Genomic DNA, 17,573 nt, shown 5'->3' with positions numbered 1-17,573 from the left:
GGAATTTAGCGGGGCAGGCAAGATGCAGACTGCGGGCATGCCGCAGTCTGCACGCTTTTAGCGCTTACGCCAGAGCGTAAGCTGCGCCTGAGTATGCTGAAACTTGCGTGCGGTTTCGCGGATCACAAAGGGAACATCCTGCGGCGGCGCGATTTCATCAAACTCGTCGCGCAGAAGGCGCTGCAGTGCCTGGCAGGTGGTCAGCGCTTCGCCGTTTTCACGGATACCGCCCAGCCAGTTCTCTTTCGGCGTGAACTCCTCAAGCCAGGTGTAAGGTGAAGAGATCGCCAGCACGCCGCCCTGACGGATCATCGGTGCGATATCCTGCAGGAAACGCTTTGGCTGACGCAGACGATCAATCAGATTGGCGGCCAGCACCAGATCGTACCGATCCGGCTGCGGCTTCAGGTTGCAGGCGTCACCCTGAACGAATTGGATCCGCTCCGCCTGCTGCCGGTCCGTGCCGATCTCCTTCAGGCGCACCTGGCGATACGCCACCAGCTCGCCCTCCTCCGGTACCACGTAGCGGAAATCCTCACCGGAGGTGAGCTGCAGCGCCACGTCGATAAAGCGTGCGGAGTAGTCCATGCCGGTAACGGCAGCAAAGTGACGCGCCAGAGCAAAGCTGGCGCGACCGGTGGCACAGCCGATATCCAGCGCATGCTCGCGCTGATGGCAGTGCGGCAGCACCAGCTCAATCAGTTTTTCGGCATAATTTTCCACTCCGTAGTAGCCAGGCCCGTACTGGAAATCGAGATACTGCGACACCATGCCGTCGGTTTCATACGGGTTAAGCTGCATACTCTCCTGATGCGCTGACACCACGTAACGGAAGCCGGCATGCTGGAAAAAGTGGCGGCGAAACGCGTAGCGCGACGATTTTAACGCCTCATTACCGGTTGAGATCCAGCTGCCGCCTTTGATGATGGCATGCTTGCCGTCAAAGGTAGGCGTGGAAAAATCGTCATACAGCGGATGTACGCGAAATCCTTCAAAGCCATTGATGGGCGTGGTGGTCCACTGCCAGACGTTCCCCACCAGATCAAAGAACGCGCCCTGGGAAAAATGATCCACCGGACAGGAGGAGGCCCAGTACGCGAGATTGATATTACCGGGTGCCTGCTCCCAGTCTGGCTGATCGCCGCTGACCTGTTCGCGCAGCAGCATATATTCCGCCTCACATGGCAGCTGAATTGTCTTACCGCTTTTGTCTGCCAGCCAGCGGCAGAAGGCGGCCGCTTCCAGCTGATTAACTTCAGCCGGCCAGTCCCACGGCATCGGGACTTCCTGCGTCATCAGGCGCAGGCGCAGCGCGTCAGGTTGGGTGATATCACCGACCCAGAAAGCAGGCATCTGCGCCCCGGCAAATGTCCGCCAGCCCTCTCCCTCTTCATCCCACCAGCGCGCCGTCTGATAGCCACCGGCAGCGACAAACTGATAAAACTCCGCGTTGCTGACCAGCATTTTGCTGGCCTGGAAGGGGCCGAGCTCGGTTTTCTGATGGCCATACTCATTGTCCCAGCCATAAGTCTCATCCGTTTTTCCCTGCAGCACCGATCCACCCGCCAGCGCAATCAGACTGTTTTCCGGCACCGCGGCGCGATCGTGACGCGCCAGCGGGCAGGCAGGCCAGACGGGCTGCGGCTGCACCCACTCCAGCGGCAGCTGGCGGATCAGCACGCTGGAGGTTTCCAGATGGATGCGCTCATGCTCAATGCCCATCAGGATCACCCAGGCCGGACTCTCCCAGCCGATCGGCAGCTCAAGCGGCATCGTACGGATAAAATCAGTCACCAGCGCTTTCACTTTGCCGCGGTAGTCGCGCACTTCTGCCACACCGGGCCAGTCGTAGTGGGCGTCATTGAGATCGTCCCAGCTCATCTCATCCACACCAATCGCCATCATCGCCTCAATGCGCGCGTCAACACGCCGATCGAGATAGCGTCCAGCCATCAGCTTGTTGATATAGAAAGATGCGGTATGGCCAAAATAGAAAATCAGCGGATGGCGCAGCGAAATCGCTTTATTAAACCAGGCGCGCTCATCGCTCAGGCAGTCGAACAGGCTTTCATACAGCGTCCAGGTCTGAGTGAAATAGGCGAGCAGTTCGGCGCGTTTCTCTTCAGCGGTGCCACCGGAAAGGCGCAGGGTGCGGGTCGGAGCAGGCAGCTGGCAGGGCAGATCGGCGATTGTCACAGTGAACTCCATAAAGCTGAATAAACACAGCGGGTCATTCACTATAGCAAACAGGCGTGTCTGTCAGATGAATCAGCGCGTCCAGCGACGCAGCAGGCGGCTTTTCAGCCCGGTATCGAAGCGCCAGATATGATCGAAGATGCGCAGAATGCCGGGTTTGCCATGCGCTGACATCGCCACGGCGTGAAACCGCTGCTGCTGCATCCGCTGTCGCTGCTTTATGGTCTTAATCAGCTCTTCCGGCAGGCGCTGGGCGATAAAGTCCGACACGATCACCGCGTCTGCCTCCTGCCACTGGCTGCCTTCCATGCGCTGCACCACGGCACTCAGGCAGGCCGTCAGATCGGTACCGCCGCGAAAACGCTGGCTGAGGAAACGAATCGCCTGTTCAATGCCGTTATCGGCGGTCAGCTCATAGCCGACCACCTCATGGGCAAACAGCATAATGTAGCAGCGACGCCGATCTGCCAGGGCGATTTTCAGCAGCGCAAGGCAAAAGGCCTTGGCGCAGCGTTCATTAAACCCGCCCATAGAGCCGGACGTATCCACGCAGACAATAAACGGACCGCGCGGCTCTGTTTCATGCTGCTGATGGCTCACCGGCCGCAGCGCGGTTTTTTCGTGCCAGGCATCACCCTGCAGGCGATAGGTCAGCAGGCGTTTTTCTACCAGACGCCGGTAAAATTCCAGCTCCAGTTCACTGATACTGAGCGCGGCCAGTTCCGGCGGCAGCAGGCGCAGCACATCATCGCTCTGATGAATGCCGCTGACCTCTTCCGGCACGTTATCTGGCTCATGCACCAGCTGATGAAACGCTTCCAGCGGCGCATCGCGTGACGGCACCGATTTGGCTTCGCGGCTGCGGCCTAACTGCTGCGCCAGCTGCATCAGCTCCGGCTGCTGCGCCAGAAACGCACCATATTGCACAATTAGTGTGTAGTCGCCTGGCTGCAGCGAGGCTTTGCTGAGATCCCACAGCCGGCCGGCGGCGGCCTCATCTTCATCGCTCAGCACCGGCGCCAGCTGGCCGCTCAGCGCCATACGCTGCTGCAGTTCCGCCAACAGCCGTTCACGCTGCGCCTCCAGCAACGTTTCATTCAGCGTCAGCGTCTGCAGCGTCAGGCTCAGTCGCCAGCGCTGCAGGAACAGCCGGTGCTGCGCGTTGCTCAGTTCCGGGCCTTCATTACGCTGCAGCAGCATCCTGGCTTCGGTGAGAAAAGGGGATGGCAGCTTCTGCAGTTGCTCAAGGAGGTGCGGCAGCTGAGCGCTGAAATCACGGCTGCTGAGCAGCTGTAACCGCTCAAACAGCTGAAACTCCTGCGCCAGCACGGCGGGCACGGGCGTCGATCTCATCTGCCCGGCGATTTCAGCGCGCCAGCGCGGCAGATCGCGCAGCATCGCCTGCTTCATGCGGGGAAATTTTTCGAAAAACAGCGTCAGCTGCGGTGTGGCCAGCAGCGCCAGAATCAGCTCATCAATCAGCTCCGTTTCACCAATTGAGAGCAGTGTGCTGAGCGTCTCCAGCGAGATCATTTCCGCGCCTGTTTCAGCTGCTCGGCGACATCCTGCAGGCTGGTCTCAATGCGTGCCAGCCAGTCATCGCTGATAAACAGGCAGCGCTGATGCTGGCTGAACAGCGCCCGCTGCGCCCGCAGGCGGGCCTCAAGCGCATCATATTCATCAACGATTTCCGGCGGCAGCGCCTGCAGGCTCGCCGCTCCGGGCAGCGTCAGGCGCGCAGACTGCAGGCTGACATCGCGTAGCGTCAGGCAGTGATGGGTATCGACCACCAGATCGAGTGACTGTGCAAAGCCGATGCCGTTCAGCTTGCCGCGTATATCTCCGCCTTTCAGCAGCCACTGTACCAGGGCCTCACGGCTTACCACTATATGGCTGACCTGCATATCGTGCAGCGTCAGCGGCTGCTGCAGCATCAGGGTCAGCTGTTCGCCGGCAACCGACTCCGGCAGCTCATAATGTGGCTTACGGCTGAACATGCCGCTGTGTTTCTCCAGCGTCAGCGCCTGCGCCACGCTCTGCTGCTGCTGCAGTGCCAGACGCTGCGCATTGATCTGCTGCAGCCGGTGCAGCATCGCCTGCTGCTGCCAGGCGTGCTGCGTCATCAGCGCATCCATTTCCCGGTCCAGCAGCGTCATCGAAGCGATGTCGTGCCAGAGGCAATCTTTGAGCAGAACCAGATCGATAGGCGCAATCGCCGTGCGCCCGCTGTAAAAGGCGCTGGCCTGCAGCAGATGAATCGCTTTTTTCCAGCGGCGGTCAGAGATGTAGGGCGCATCCGGCAGGTTTTCCAGCTGCTGACGCAGCTGATAGATAAGCTCAAACACATCGTCAGGCAGCTTTACCTGACTGATGCCCTTTTGCCACTGCAGATACTCTTCATCGCTGATGCAGAGCGACTCCGCGACCGGATTGACGTTCTCATCCTGCTGGTGGGTCAGCATGCTGCGAAAATTTTGCTTCTCATGTACGTTATCGAGCCACAGGCGGATAAGCATGCGGTCATAGAGCGCTTCAAGGCCGCTGTCAGCTTCCGGCAGCTCGTTTGAGGCGGTCACCAGCAGACGCATCGGGATCGCCTCTTCGCAGTCGCCGTTCCGGAAGCGGCGTTCGTTAATGGCGGTCAGCAGCGTGTTCAGAATGGCCGGACCCGCTTTCCAGATCTCATCCAGAAAGACGATCTCCGCATCCGGCAGATAGCCTCTGGTCAGACGCTGATAGCGGCCCTCATCTTTCAGTGCCTGAATCGACAGCGGGCCAAACACCTCTTCCGGCGTGGAGAAACGGGTCATCAGATATTCAAACGCACGGGCGTGCTGGAAAGCATATTTAAGGCGACGGGCAATCAGGCTTTTGGCAATGCCGGGCGGGCCGAGCAGAAAAACGCTTTCGCCGCTTAACGCTGCCAGCAGGCAGAGGCGAATGGCATGGTGCCGTTCATACAGCCCTTTTTCCAGCGCATTACTCAGTCGGGAAATTCTTTCTGCCAACAGATGGGGTTGAGCCATAATCACATCATTGTCCTTCTGAACCTGGTGCCGTTACGGTCTGGCGAGCGCAATACTCTACTGTTTATCATGCTTGAATGCGTTGATAGCCGTCAGCTTTTTTGTTTCAGAAGGTTGTGGCAGCACAACGTGCGGTTTTCAGCCCGTTTTCTGCAGGATTTTCGGCGAAAAAGCAGAGTACGCTGCGTATTATCATCAGCGCTGTCTGTTGGTTTCTGCCAATTATGTGCATACTGTGCGCTTTTTGATGGCCTGAGTCGCAACGGCTCCAACACAAGACACCCTATGAGCTCGGATAAGAAACAGTCTCTTAGCGCCGTCACGCTGGCTGCAATCGGCGTGGTCTATGGCGACATTGGCACCAGCCCGCTGTATACCTTACGTGAATGCCTTTCCGGCCAGTTCGGCTTTGGCGTTGAACGCGAAGCGGTATTCGGCTTTTTATCGCTGATCTTCTGGCTGCTGATTCTGGTGGTTTCGCTGAAATATATCAGTTACGTCATGCGCGCGGACAATGCGGGTGAAGGCGGAATTCTGACGCTGATGTCGCTCGCGGGTCGTCACACCGGCGCGCGTGCCACAGCCGTTCTGGTGATCATGGGGCTGATCGGCGGCAGCTTCTTTTATGGTGAGGTGGTGATCACCCCGGCCGTATCCGTGCTCTCAGCGATTGAGGGACTGGAGATTGCCGCGCCCGGTCTCGACACCTGGATCGTCCCGCTGGCGATCGCCGTGCTGACGCTGCTGTTTATAATCCAGAAACAGGGCACCGGTATCGTAGGCAAGCTGTTTGCGCCGGTTATGCTGGTATGGTTTCTGGTGCTGGCCGTGCTGGGCGCGCGCAGCATCCTGAATAATCCTGATGTACTGCACGCGATGAATCCTTACTGGGCGCTGCACTTCTTTGTTCAGTATAAGTCGGTCTCCTTTTTTGCGCTGGGTGCGGTGGTACTGGCGATCACCGGCGTCGAAGCGCTTTATGCGGACATGGGACACTTCGGCAAATTTCCGATCCGTCTGGCGTGGTTTGTGGTGGTGCTGCCTTCGCTGGTGCTGAACTATTTTGGCCAGGGTGCGCTGCTGCTGGCGCATCCGGAAGCGATAAAGAACCCGTTTTTCCTGCTGGCACCGGACTGGATGCTGATCCCGATGCTGCTGCTCGCTACGCTGGCGACGGTTATCGCCTCACAGGCGGTGATCTCCGGCGTCTTTTCCCTGACGCGTCAGGCGGTGCGGCTCGGTTATCTGCCGCCGATGCGCATTGTTCACACCTCTGAAGAGGAGTCAGGACAGATCTACATTCCGGTCATTAACTGGCTGCTCTACGCCGCGGTGGTGATTGTGATTGTTGGTTTTGAGCACTCCAGTAATCTGGCGGCGGCCTACGGCATTGCCGTAACCGGCACTATGGTGCTGACGGCGATCCTCTGCGCCACGGTGGCGATTCAGAACTGGCACTGGAATCGCTATCTGGTCATGCTGATGCTGGCCGCGATGCTCTGCATTGATGTGTCGCTGTTCTCCGCTAACCTGATCAAAGTCTTCTCCGGCGGCTGGCTGCCGCTGACGCTGGCGCTGATGATGTTCATCATCATGACGACCTGGAAAAGTGAGCGCTTTCGTCTGCTGCGCCGCATGCATGAGCACGGCAATTCGCTCGATGCGATGATCGCTTCACTGGAGAAATCACCGCCGGTACGCGTATCGGGTACGGCGGTATATATGTCGCGTGCGCTGAACGTGATCCCTTTCGCGATGCTGCATAACCTCAAGCACAACAAAGTGCTGCATGAGCGCGTGGTGCTGCTGACGCTGCGTACGGAAGATTCACCCTATGTGCATAACGTACGCCGGGTCACCATTGAACAGCTGTCGCCTACGTTCTGGCGCGTGGTGGCGAGCTACGGCTGGCGCGAGACGCCAAACGTGGAGGAGATTTTTCACCGCTGCGGGCTGGAGGGGCTTAACTGCCGGATGATGGAGACCTCATTCTTTATGTCGCATGAATCGCTGATCATCGGTAAGCGGCCCTGGTATCTGCGCCTGCGCGGCAAACTGTTCCTGACGCTGCAGCGTAACGCGCTGCGCGCGCCGGATCAGTTTGAAATCCCGCCTAACCGTGTTATCGAGCTGGGTACGCAGGTCGAGATTTAGCGCCGCTGCGTTGCCGGATTAGCGTAATGCGCAGCCCCTGCGGCACGGCGTGACTGAAGTGCAGCTGCAGGTCGTGCAGCTGCGCAATATTTTTCACAATTGACAGCCCCAGGCCGCTGCCGCTCTGTGCCTGGCCGGGCGGACGCCAGAAGCGTTCGCCGAGCCGCGCCAGCTGCTCGTCCGATACGCCCGCACCATTGTCTTCAACCACTATGCTGTCCGTCTCCAGCCGCAGCGCTATCCGGCTCTGTGCCGGCGCATAGCGCAGCGCATTATCCAGCAGATTACGTATCATCAGGCCCAGCAGCAGCGGATGACCGTTCATCACCGGCGCGGCATCGCTGGTCAGTGTTATCTCTGTCTGCTGCGCGGCGGCCTGCGGCAGATGTTCAGCGACCAGCGCCTGCAGCAGCGGGAGCAGCGCGACCGGCTGAAATTCACTGCGCAGATCGTCCGCTTCAACGCGCGACAGCGTCAGCAGCTGATCCACCAGCCGGGTCGCACGGATAATACCGCTATCGAGCTGCTGCAGCGCCCGCCGTCGCACCTGCTCATCATCTTCGGCCAGCTGGATCACCTCACTTTGCACGCGCAGGGCAGCCAGCGGGCTGCGCAGTTCATGGGCGGCATCGGAGGTGAAGCGACGCTCGCGCTGTACCAGCTGCGCCGTGCGTCCGAAGAGATCGTTGAGCGCCGCTACCAGCGGCTGTACCTCACGCGGCAGATGCGTAACCGGCAGCGTGGTCGCGTCATCCGGCGCACGCTGCTGCAGCCGGTGCGCCAGCTGCTTCAGCGGCCGCAGTTCATACCACACCAGCAAGAGCAGCAGCAGCAGCATAAACGGCATCGCGACAAGCCACGGCAGCAGGGCGGCGGACGCCAGATCGAGCGTCATATCATCCCGGTACTCCTGCTCCTGCCCCACTACCACGCGATACTGTTTATCGGGTGACGTCAGCCAGAGCAGACGCCAGCGCTCATCGTCGTCACGCAGCTGCCCGTCACGAAAGCCGTCGCGTCGCGTATCGAATGATAACCCGCGCCCGTTCTCGCCGTCGTTGAGCAGCGGCGTACCGTCGGTGCGGAACACCGCAAATGCCAGGGCGTCATCATCCTGATCGCCGCGGTGATGGCGTAAAAGGGTTTTGGTTTTCGGTAATGCCGCGTGATGCAGGCTGGTGGGGTCGAGCGCCAGCAGCCGTTTGGCAAACAGCATCTGCTGGGTATCAAACAGTTCATTAACCGTATCGCGCGTCTGCTGCCACGCGCTCCAGCCGGCGCTGGCACCGCACAGCAGGATCAGCAGCACAAAGCCGATCGCCAGCCGGACAAACAGGCTCATTCTGCCGCTCCCAGCGTATAGCCAATACCGTGCACGGTGCGGATAAACTGGCTGCCCAGTTTTTTGCGCAGATGATGAATATGTACTTCTACCGCGTTGCTGGAAACATCGTCATCCCAGCTGTAAAGCTTCTCTTCAAGCTGGCTGCGCGTCAGCACCTGAGCCGGATGTCGCAGAAACAGCTCCAGCAGCGCCAGTTCGCGGCTTTTCAGTTCAAGCGGTTCGCCATTGAGCAGAACGCTGTGGCTGGCGGGCTGCATGACAACATTGCCGTGCCGCAGCTCAGGCTGCAGCTGGCCATGCCGGCGGCGGATCAGCGCCTGCAGTCGCGCAGCCACTTCAGTCAGTGCGAACGGTTTGCAGAGATAGTCATCGGCACCCAGCTGTAAACCCTGTACGCGCTGGTCCAGTGCGTCGCGCGCGGTGAGGATCAGCACCGGAATATCCGCGCCTGCAGCGCGCCACTGGCGCAGGATCTCCAGCCCGTCGCGTTCCGGCAGCGACAGATCCAGCACCACTGCATCCCAGGGCGCTGCGCTCAGCGCCTGACATCCGGCCTCACCGGATATAAACCAGTCGACGCTGAATCCCAGTTTTGTCAGGCCAACCTTCAGCCCGTCGCCAATCAGCGTGTCATCTTCAATCAACAGAATTCGCATTGTGCTCTCCCCCGGCTATAGGCGAGTTATACGAAGCCCGTCCGGGCTTGTACAGGCCAGCAGCGCGATTTTCAGCTATTTTTCACGCAACGGTAAAAAACAGCGCTCCTTAAGATCCTGTTAAGAACTCTCTGGTCTACTGCTGATATTCCACCTGTTCACAGAAATGAGGTAACTAATGAAAACACGTATCGCGTTACTGACCCTGATTGCCCTGGCCACCGCACCGGTACTTGCTGCGCCGCAGGGCGGCTTTATGGATCCCGCTGCGCCAGCCGCACAAAGTAATCAGGCGGGCGGTTTTAAAGCGGGCGAAGCCAGCGTCGTGACGGTAAAACAGGCTGAAGAGATGAAAGATGACAGCTGGATCACCGTGCGCGGGACGCTGGAAAAGCAGACTGGCGATGAAGATTATCTGTTCCGCGACAGCAGCGGCACCATGAAAGTCGAGATTGACCACAAGCACTGGAACGGCGTGACCATTACGCCAAAAGATCGGGTCGAACTGACCGGCGAGCTGGATAAAGATTTCAACGCCATTGAGCTTGACGTAAAACAGGTTCGCAAGCTGCCATAAGCACACTGTGAAGCCACTGCCTGAGTGGCTTCATTCATTCTGATGGGCCCATATCATCCTGCTCCCTGCCTCTCTGTACTCCCTTACCCAAATTTTTTCCGGCTGACAGCGAAACGTTTCGATGGCGATCACACTTCCGTGATGGTGTCATTGCGTTACTATGCTGCTTTTATACACTGCTCCACAGCGAAACGTTTCGCTGTGGAGTGGATGAAATGAAAAAAGGTCGCCTGTTACACGCTGAACTCTCTCATGTGATTGCCCGCCTCGGGCATACCGATACGCTGACTATTGCGGACGCGGGCCTGCCTGTTCCGCACGGCCCCCGGCGTATTGACCTGGCGTTAACGCCCGGTACGCCCGGATTTTTACAGGTTGTGGAGGTGGTCACACAGGAGATGCAGGTAGAAAGCGCCCTGATTGCGGAGGAGATAAAAGAACATAATCCGCAGCTTCACAGCCAGCTGCTCGCCGTGCTCGAAGCGTTGCAACAGCACCAGGGGAATAGCATCACCGTCCGTTACATCAGTCATGAACAGTTCAAACAACAGACGCAGTGCAGCCAGGCGGTCATTCGCAGCGGAGAGTGTTCTCCGTATGCGAATGTCATCCTGAGCGCCGGCGTCACCTTCTGAGGCCGCTATGCAACCCTTACTGCAACTTAAAGGAATCGAAAAGTCGTTTCCTGGCGTAAAGGCGCTGAATGGTGCCTCGCTGGCGGTCTACCCGGGGCGCGTTATGGCGCTGGTAGGCGAAAACGGGGCCGGTAAATCCACCATGATGAAGGTGCTGACCGGCATCTACACCATGGACGCTGGCTCGCTGCAGTGGCTGGGTGAACCTGTTGCCTTCTCCGGCCCAAAGGCGTCGCAGGAGGCAGGCATCGGCATTATTCATCAGGAGCTTAATCTGATCCCGCAGCTGAGCGTGGCGGAGAATATTTTCCTGGGCCGGGAGTTTATAAACCGGTTTGGCCGTATCGACTGGAAAAAGATGCATCGTGAGGCAGAGGCGCTGCTTAAGCGTCTTAACCTGCGTTTCAGCAGCCACAAACTGGTGGGCGATCTCTCAATTGGCGATCAGCAGATGGTAGAGATTGCCAAAGTACTGAGTTTTGAATCACGCGTCATCATTATGGATGAGCCGACGGATGCGCTGACGGATACCGAAACGCTGTCGCTGTTTCACGTTATTAACGAACTGAAAGCGCAGGGGTGCGGCATTGTCTATATCTCGCACCGTATGAAAGAAATTTTTGAGATCTGCGATGACGTAACCGTATTTCGTGACGGGCAGTTTATTGCCGAACGCGCCGTCAGCGATCTGAGCGAAGAGCAGCTGATTGAGATGATGGTGGGACGCAAGCTGGAAGATCAATATCCCCATCTCGATCAATCGCCCGGTGAAATCCGTCTGCAGGTTGAAAAGCTCTGTGGTTCAGGCGTGGAGGATGTCAGCTTTACCCTGCGCAAAGGTGAAATTCTGGGGATTTCAGGGCTGATGGGGGCCGGGCGAACGGAGCTGATGAAAGTGCTCTATGGCGCCCTGCCGCGCCGCAGCGGCAGCGTCACGCTCAATGGCCGTACCGTGACCGTACGTTCGCCGCAGGAGGGGCTCGCCAGCGGTATCGTTTATATCTCTGAAGATCGTAAGCGCGACGGACTGGTGCTCGGAATGTCGGTAAAAGAGAACATGTCGCTGACGGCGCTGCGCTATTTCAGCCACGCCGGCGGTAACCTGAAACATGCGGAAGAGCAGCTGGCGGTAGGCGATTTTATCCGCCTGTTCAATGTAAAGACGCCCTCAATGATGCAGCCAATTGGCCTGCTCTCCGGCGGTAATCAGCAAAAGGTGGCGATTGCCCGCGGCCTGATGACCCGTCCGGACGTGCTGATCCTGGATGAACCCACGCGCGGTGTCGATGTAGGTGCCAAAAAAGAGATTTATCAGTTAATTAATCAGTTCAAAGCGGAAGGGCTGAGCATCATTCTGGTGTCATCGGAAATGCCGGAAGTGCTGGGCATGAGCGATCGCATTCTGGTGATGCATGAAGGCCATATCAGTGGCGAATTTTCCCGCGAGCAGGCTACCCAGGAATCCCTGATGGCGGCGGCGGTCGGTAAGCAACACAGCGAGGATTTAGTCGTATGAGTACCCAAACCCTACCCGCCAGCCGCCGCTGGTTCAGCAAAAGCTGGCTGCTGGAGCAGAAGTCACTGATTGCGCTGATTGTGCTGATCGCCGTGGTCGCCAGCCAGAGCCCGAACTTCTTTACGCTGGCCAACATGTTCAACATTCTGCAGCAGACCTCGGTCAACGCCATTATGGCGGTGGGGATGACGCTGGTGATCCTGACGTCAGGCATCGACCTGTCAGTGGGATCGCTGCTGGCGCTTACCGGTGCGGTTGCCGCGTCTATTGTCGGCATGGAGGTCAATGCGCTGGTTGCCGTTGCCGCTTCCCTGGCGCTGGGCGCGTTTATTGGCGGCATCACCGGCGTGATAGTTGCGCGCGGCAGGGTGCAGGCGTTTATCGCCACGCTGGTGATGATGCTGCTGCTGCGCGGCGTCACCATGGTTTACACCGACGGCAGTCCGGTGAATACCGGCTTCAGTGAAAACGCCGATCTGTTTGGCTGGTTCGGTATCGGTCGTCCGCTGGGGATCCCGACGCCGGTATGGCTGATGGCGCTGGTGTTTGCGCTGGCGTGGTACATGCTGCACCACACGCGTCTGGGCCGCTATATCTATGCGCTGGGCGGTAATGAGGCCGCTACCCGGCTATCAGGCATCAGCGTTAACCGCGTCAAAATTACCGTTTATGCGCTGAGCGGCCTGCTGGCGGCGCTGGCGGGCACGATTGAAGTCGCCCGCCTCTCATCAGCACAGCCTACGGCTGGCACCGGTTATGAACTGGATGCGATTGCTGCAGTGGTACTGGGCGGCACCAGCCTGGCAGGTGGTAAAGGCCGTATTATGGGTACGCTGATTGGCGCGCTGATTCTGGGCTTCCTGAATAATGGCCTGAACCTGATGGGCGTATCTTCCTACTACCAGATGATTGTTAAAGCCGTCGTGATTTTACTGGCGGTGCTGGTAGATAACAAAAGCAGTAAATAACTCTGACCCTCACACAGGATCCTGTAAATGAAAAAATTAACTGCACTGGCCGTCATTCTTGGTGCCACCCTGAGTGCCGGCGCAATGGCCAAGGATACGATTGCGCTGGTGGTTTCTACCCTCAATAACCCCTTCTTTGTCTCGCTTAAAGATGGCGCTCAGAAAGAAGCGGACAAGCTTGGCTACAACCTGGTGGTGCTGGACTCCCAGAACAACCCGGCAAAAGAGCTGGCTAACGTGCAGGATCTGACCGTTCGCGGCACTAAGCTGCTGCTGATCAACCCGACAGATTCCGACGCTGTTGGCAACGCCGTAAAAATGGCTAACCAGGCAAATATCCCGGTGATCACGCTGGACCGTATGGCAGCACAGGGCAAGGTAGTGAGCCACGTCGCCTCTGACAACCGCTTTGGCGGTAAAATGGCGGGCGATTTTATTGCGAAAAAAGTGGGTGACGGCGCAAAAATCATTGAGCTGCAGGGCATCGCCGGCACATCAGCCGCACGCGAGCGCGGTGAAGGTTTCAAGCAGGCCGCTGATGCGCACAAATTTGCTATTCTTGCCAGTCAGCCGGCTGACTTCGATCGTACTAAAGGGCTGAACGTGATGCAGAACCTGCTGCAGGCGCATCCGGATGTGCAGGCGGTGTTTGCACAAAACGATGAGATGGCGCTGGGTGCGCTGCGTGCGCTGCAGACCGCCGGTAAAACCGATGTGCTGGTGGTTGGATTTGATGGTACGGCTGACGGCGTGAAAGCGGTAGAGTCCGGTAAACTGACCGCAACCGTGGCGCAGATGCCGGATAAGATTGGTATGATTGGCGTGGATACCGCAGACAAAGTGCTGAAAGGTGAAAAAGTGCAGGCGATCAACCCGGTTGACCTGAAACTCGTCACTAAATAAAACCAAAGAAAAGCGTGGCCTCGCGTCACCCTCAGGGTGACGCAACTTCCTGGATCTCTCCCTATGAGTAAATGCGCAAAACTGGCGGTAATGGGCAGCATCAACGCCGATCATATCCTGAACCTGAGTCACTTCCCGCGCCCCGGTGAAACCGTTATCGGTAAGGCGTATCAGATTGCGTTTGGCGGCAAAGGCGCTAATCAGGCGGTGGCAGCCGGACGCGCGGGTGCTGATATCGCCTTTATCGCCTGTGTAGGTGGCGATGACACGGGCGAACGCATCTGTGAACAGCTGCAGCGCGACAATATTGATATCACGCCGGTTGAAGCCATCCCGTCAGAGGCAACCGGCGTGGCGATGATCTTCGTCAACGGTGAAGGTGAAAACAACATCGGCATTTATGCCGGCGCGAACGCCGCGCTGACGCCAGACTCTGTACGGCGTCATCAGCAGGTGATCGCTGACGCTGAGGCGCTGCTGATGCAGCTGGAATCCCCGCTGGAAAGCGTGCTGACGGCAGCGCAGCTTGCGCGACAGCACGGCACGCAGGTGATCCTCAATCCGGCCCCTGCGACCAGGCTGACGGATGAATTGCTGGCACAGATTGACATCATTACGCCTAACGAAACCGAAGCGGAGATCCTGACCGGGATTGCCGTTTCCAGTGACGCTGAGGCCGCACAGGCAGCGCAGGTGCTGCATGCCAAAGGGATCCGCACCGTGCTGATTACGCTGGGGCGGCGCGGCGTATGGCTGAGCGAACAGGGTAACGGCGAGCGCATTCCTGGTTTTAACGTACAGGCCGTTGACACCATTGCCGCAGGTGACACCTTCAACGGTGCTTTTATTACCGCGCGGCTGGAAGGCATGACGATGCATGATGCGGTACGGTTTGCGCATGCGGCAGCGGCGATTGCCGTGACGCGGCCCGGCGCTCAGCCTGCTGTACCGTGGCGCCGCGAAATCGACGCTTTCCTGCAGCAACAGGAATAAGCGCTTGGCTACCATGAAAGATGTTGCCCGTCAGGCGGGCGTCTCCACCTCTACCGTTTCGCATGTGATCAATAACAATCGCTTTGTCAGCGAGCAGGTGCGCGAAAAGGTTGAACAGGCCATCCGTGAGCTGAACTATGCCCCTTCGGCGCTGGCGCGCAGCCTGAAGATCAGGCAGACGCGTACTATCGGTATGTTACTGACGGCCAGCAGCAACCCTTTCTATGCTGAGGTCGTGCGCGGCGTGGAAAACAGCTGTTACGAACGCGGCTATAGCCTGATCCTGTGCAATACCGAAGGGGATGAAGAGCGCATGAATCGCAGCCTGGAAACGCTGATGCAAAAGCGCGTGGATGGCCTGCTGCTGATGTGCACGGAGACGCATCTGCCTTCGGCTGAGATCCTGAATCGTTATCCCTCGGTACCGATGGTAATGATGGACTGGGCACCGTTTGAGGGACGGGGCGATATCATTCAGGATAATGCCTTACTGGGCGGCGAAATGGCGACCCGCCATCTGATTGAACGAGGCTACCGGCGTATTGCCTGTATTGCGGGACCGCAGGACAAAACGCCGGCGCGACTTCGTCTTGAAGGCTTTCATAAAGCGATGGCGGCGCACGGTTTAACGGTACCTGATGGGTATGTGGTTGACGGCGACTTTGAGTTCCAGGGCGGATTCAATGCCATGACGCAGCTGCTGGCGCTGGAGCCGGTACCGGAGGCGGTGTTTACCAGTAACGATGCGATGGCCGTTGGCGTCTATCACGCGTTGTATCAGGCGGGCCTGCAGGTACCGCAGGATATTGCGGTTATGGGATATGACAACATCGAATTGGCCCGCTATCTGACACCGCCGCTGACCACGGTACATCAGCCAAAAGATGAGCTGGGCGAGCTGGCTATCGATACATTGATTCACCGCATGGGCGCGCCCGACGCCAGTCAGCAAACGCTGGTGCTGACGCCGGAGCTGGTGGAACGCGGTTCTGTTTAAGCCGCTTTCTTTTTCTTTTCCCGGTTGGCGATCAGGTTACGGCCGTCGCCGGGCCGCAGTAACAGAAACGCGGCGGCAGACAGCACGGTAATGACGCCCATCGTCAGAAACGTAGCGTGGAACTGCTGCACGGTCGTACTTTCAAAATCCTGGTAAAAGCGCAGCACCGCCGCGCTGACCGCAACACCAAAGCTGATAGAAACCTGCTGCGTTACCGCCAGTACGCTGTTGCCACCGCTGGCGTTGTCATCATTCAGATCGGCCAGCGTAATCGTGTTCATCGCGGTGAACTGCGTTGACATCGCCATGCCCAGCACAAACAGCGCTATCAGCAGCATAACTGCGCCCTCACCCGGTGACTGTAGCGAGAAGCTGGCGATCAGGATGCCAATAATGATAGTAATGCCCACCAGGGTGCGACGATAGCCAAAACGGCGCAGCACCTGCGTCACCGTCGATTTAGCCAGCAGCGAGCCAATGGCCGTAGGTCCCATCATGCAACCTGCAATAATAGCCGGATAGCCGAAGCCCACCTGGAGCATCAGCGGCATCAGAAAGGGAATACAGCCGGTGCCGAGGCGCGCCGCAATATTGCCGAGAATGCCGACAGAAAAGGTGCGGGTGCGGAACATCGGCAGGCCGATCAGCGGTGCGGGATGGCGCCGCGCATGCAGTATATAAAGAAGCAGCAGTGCAAAGCCGCCAAACAGCACCAGCAGCGCCTGCCATGACGCAACAATGCGCTCGCCGAACAGCTCAATGCCCACTGAGATCAGCACCAGCCCCAGACCGAAAAGAAGAAAGCCGGTAAAATCGAAGCGGCGTTTTGGCGTGGTGAAATCCGGCATATATTTGCGCGCGTAAAAAATGCCGGCAATACCGATGGGAATATTGATCAGGAAAATCCAGTGCCAGCTGGCGTAGGTTACCAGCAGGCCTCCCAGCATTGGTCCGAGGATAGGGCCGACCAGGCCCGGCATTGTCACGAAATTAAGCACCGGCAGCAGTTCACTGCGCGGATAGGCACGCAGCAGAGCCAGACGCGCCACCGGCATCATCATGGCACCGCCCACGCCCTGCACAATGCGTGACACCACCAGAATAGTCAGCGAGCCCGACAGGGCGCAGGCCAGCGATCCCAGCGTAAACAGTGAAACGGCAATAATAAAAATACGGCGCGTGCCAAACCGGTCGGCCAGCCAGCCGCTGACGGGTATCAGCATAGCGACAGTCAGGGTATAGCTGATAACGGCGGACTGCATAGCAAGGGGGGAGCGTTCAAGGCTGGTGGCAATGGCCGGCAGCGCTGTATTAAGAATGGTTGCGTCGAGTGCCTGCATAAAAAACGCCATTGCGGCTATCCACGGCAAGCCAGCCATACTGCGCGCAGAACGAATCATCGAAAATCCTTCTATTGGTGGTGCTGGCAAACAGCATTATCAGAAAAGAATAGCATTGCAGTTACAGGCGATGACGTTGATTTGTGCCTCTTACGAGGCCATTTTGGCCATTAATTGGTCATATAATGCCTGCTTTTAGCGCTTTCGCTCAAAAAAGAGACGCTCAGCTATTTTTTTGCAATAAACACTTGTCACCCGGCGAGAACT

The 17,573-nt window shown here is 58.0% G+C and carries 14 protein-coding genes; 8 read left to right on the top strand and 6 right to left on the bottom strand.

What is annotated here, in order from left to right; translation table 11 throughout:
• Nucleotides 1-57: 57 nt before the first annotated feature.
• The 3 genes from ovoA to ravA all read right to left on the bottom strand — a co-directional run bounded on the left by ovoA (nt 58) and on the right by ravA (nt 5,222).
• On the bottom strand, nt 58-2,196 hold the full coding sequence (gene ovoA / locus B4M48_RS13865) for a 5-histidylcysteine sulfoxide synthase (RefSeq protein WP_223811799.1): 2,139 nt from the start codon (nt 2,194-2,196) through the stop codon (nt 58-60).
• A gap of 72 nt (nt 2,197-2,268) precedes the next feature.
• A complete protein-coding gene (gene viaA, locus B4M48_RS13860; protein WP_104085894.1) occupies nt 2,269-3,729 on the bottom strand; it encodes an ATPase RavA stimulator ViaA in 1,461 nt (486 codons plus the stop codon).
• Nucleotides 3,726-5,222 (bottom strand): ATPase RavA, encoded by a 1,497-nt coding sequence (gene ravA, locus B4M48_RS13855; protein ID WP_039385671.1) that lies wholly within the window; start codon nt 5,220-5,222, stop codon nt 3,726-3,728. The genes viaA and ravA overlap by 4 nt, the downstream gene beginning before the upstream one ends.
• Before the next feature lie 285 nt (nt 5,223-5,507).
• Between ravA and kup the strand changes: the two genes are divergently transcribed.
• Nucleotides 5,508-7,376 (top strand): low affinity potassium transporter Kup, encoded by a 1,869-nt coding sequence (gene kup, locus B4M48_RS13850; protein WP_039381392.1) that lies wholly within the window; start codon nt 5,508-5,510, stop codon nt 7,374-7,376.
• Here kup and qseC read toward each other — a convergent pair.
• A complete protein-coding gene (gene qseC, locus B4M48_RS13845; RefSeq protein WP_039381388.1) occupies nt 7,345-8,718 on the bottom strand; it encodes a quorum sensing histidine kinase QseC in 1,374 nt (457 codons plus the stop codon). The genes kup and qseC overlap by 32 nt on opposite strands.
• Nucleotides 8,715-9,377 (bottom strand): quorum sensing response regulator transcription factor QseB, encoded by a 663-nt coding sequence (qseB, locus tag B4M48_RS13840; RefSeq protein ID WP_071668262.1) that lies wholly within the window; start codon nt 9,375-9,377, stop codon nt 8,715-8,717. The genes qseC and qseB overlap by 4 nt, the downstream gene beginning before the upstream one ends.
• A gap of 178 nt (nt 9,378-9,555) precedes the next feature.
• Here qseB and B4M48_RS13835 point away from each other — a divergent pair, with 178 nt between their 5' ends.
• The 7 genes from B4M48_RS13835 to rbsR all read left to right on the top strand — a co-directional run bounded on the left by B4M48_RS13835 (nt 9,556) and on the right by rbsR (nt 15,966).
• Nucleotides 9,556-9,954 carry a YgiW/YdeI family stress tolerance OB fold protein gene (locus B4M48_RS13835; RefSeq protein ID WP_071668263.1) on the top strand — a complete coding sequence of 133 codons (399 nt, stop codon included), beginning with the start codon at nt 9,556-9,558 and terminating at the stop codon, nt 9,952-9,954.
• Between the two features lie 215 nt (nt 9,955-10,169).
• Nucleotides 10,170-10,589, top strand: coding sequence for a D-ribose pyranase (rbsD, locus tag B4M48_RS13830; RefSeq protein WP_039381382.1), 420 nt, complete (start codon nt 10,170-10,172; stop codon nt 10,587-10,589).
• Between the two features lie 7 nt (nt 10,590-10,596).
• Nucleotides 10,597-12,105, top strand: coding sequence for a ribose ABC transporter ATP-binding protein RbsA (rbsA, locus tag B4M48_RS13825; protein ID WP_039381380.1), 1,509 nt, complete (start codon nt 10,597-10,599; stop codon nt 12,103-12,105).
• Nucleotides 12,102-13,073, top strand: a complete 972-nt coding sequence (gene rbsC / locus B4M48_RS13820) for a ribose ABC transporter permease (RefSeq protein ID WP_039381378.1) — start codon at nt 12,102-12,104, stop codon at nt 13,071-13,073. Before rbsA ends, rbsC begins: the two co-directional genes overlap by 4 nt.
• A 27-nt stretch (nt 13,074-13,100) precedes the next feature.
• The gene (rbsB, locus tag B4M48_RS13815) at nt 13,101-13,976 is read left to right on the top strand and encodes a ribose ABC transporter substrate-binding protein RbsB (RefSeq protein ID WP_039381376.1); all 876 of its coding nucleotides are present in this window, start codon (nt 13,101-13,103) and stop codon (nt 13,974-13,976) included.
• A 63-nt stretch (nt 13,977-14,039) separates the two neighbouring features.
• Nucleotides 14,040-14,969, top strand: coding sequence for a ribokinase (gene rbsK / locus B4M48_RS13810; protein WP_071668265.1), 930 nt, complete (start codon nt 14,040-14,042; stop codon nt 14,967-14,969).
• A gap of 13 nt (nt 14,970-14,982) precedes the next feature.
• Nucleotides 14,983-15,966: a ribose operon transcriptional repressor RbsR gene (gene rbsR, locus B4M48_RS13805; RefSeq protein ID WP_039381369.1), complete on the top strand. Its 984-nt coding sequence runs from the start codon at nt 14,983-14,985 to the stop codon at nt 15,964-15,966.
• Here rbsR and mdtD read toward each other — a convergent pair.
• A complete protein-coding gene (gene mdtD, locus B4M48_RS13800) occupies nt 15,963-17,366 on the bottom strand; it encodes a multidrug transporter subunit MdtD (RefSeq protein WP_071668266.1) in 1,404 nt (467 codons plus the stop codon). The genes rbsR and mdtD overlap by 4 nt on opposite strands.
• Between the last annotated feature and the right edge of the window lie 207 nt (nt 17,367-17,573).

Source organism: Pantoea sp. UBA6567 (assembly GCF_002434165.1).
In the GTDB taxonomy this organism is placed as follows: domain Bacteria; phylum Pseudomonadota; class Gammaproteobacteria; order Enterobacterales; family Enterobacteriaceae; genus Pantoea; species Pantoea eucrina.
The sequence above is the reverse complement of the archived record's forward strand: the minus strand, read 5'-3'. Positions and strand labels throughout refer to the sequence as shown.

What these genes read in the sequence shown, in the direction of transcription:
- ravA (WP_039385671.1), bottom strand. Translation starts at nt 5,222, where the DNA reads ATGGCTCAACCCCATCTGTTGGCAGAAAGAATTTCCCGACTGAGTAAT.
- rbsK (WP_071668265.1), top strand. Translation starts at nt 14,040, where the DNA reads ATGAGTAAATGCGCAAAACTGGCGGTAATGGGCAGCATCAACGCCGAT.
- qseB (WP_071668262.1), bottom strand. Translation starts at nt 9,377, where the DNA reads ATGCGAATTCTGTTGATTGAAGATGACACGCTGATTGGCGACGGGCTG.
- kup (WP_039381392.1), top strand. Translation starts at nt 5,508, where the DNA reads ATGAGCTCGGATAAGAAACAGTCTCTTAGCGCCGTCACGCTGGCTGCA.
- qseC (WP_039381388.1), bottom strand. Translation starts at nt 8,718, where the DNA reads ATGAGCCTGTTTGTCCGGCTGGCGATCGGCTTTGTGCTGCTGATCCTG.
- rbsA (WP_039381380.1), top strand. Translation starts at nt 10,597, where the DNA reads ATGCAACCCTTACTGCAACTTAAAGGAATCGAAAAGTCGTTTCCTGGC.
- rbsB (WP_039381376.1), top strand. Translation starts at nt 13,101, where the DNA reads ATGAAAAAATTAACTGCACTGGCCGTCATTCTTGGTGCCACCCTGAGT.
- rbsD (WP_039381382.1), top strand. Translation starts at nt 10,170, where the DNA reads ATGAAAAAAGGTCGCCTGTTACACGCTGAACTCTCTCATGTGATTGCC.
- mdtD (WP_071668266.1), bottom strand. Translation starts at nt 17,366, where the DNA reads ATGATTCGTTCTGCGCGCAGTATGGCTGGCTTGCCGTGGATAGCCGCA.
- rbsR (WP_039381369.1), top strand. Translation starts at nt 14,983, where the DNA reads ATGAAAGATGTTGCCCGTCAGGCGGGCGTCTCCACCTCTACCGTTTCG.
- viaA (WP_104085894.1), bottom strand. Translation starts at nt 3,729, where the DNA reads ATGATCTCGCTGGAGACGCTCAGCACACTGCTCTCAATTGGTGAAACG.
- B4M48_RS13835 (WP_071668263.1), top strand. Translation starts at nt 9,556, where the DNA reads ATGAAAACACGTATCGCGTTACTGACCCTGATTGCCCTGGCCACCGCA.
- rbsC (WP_039381378.1), top strand. Translation starts at nt 12,102, where the DNA reads ATGAGTACCCAAACCCTACCCGCCAGCCGCCGCTGGTTCAGCAAAAGC.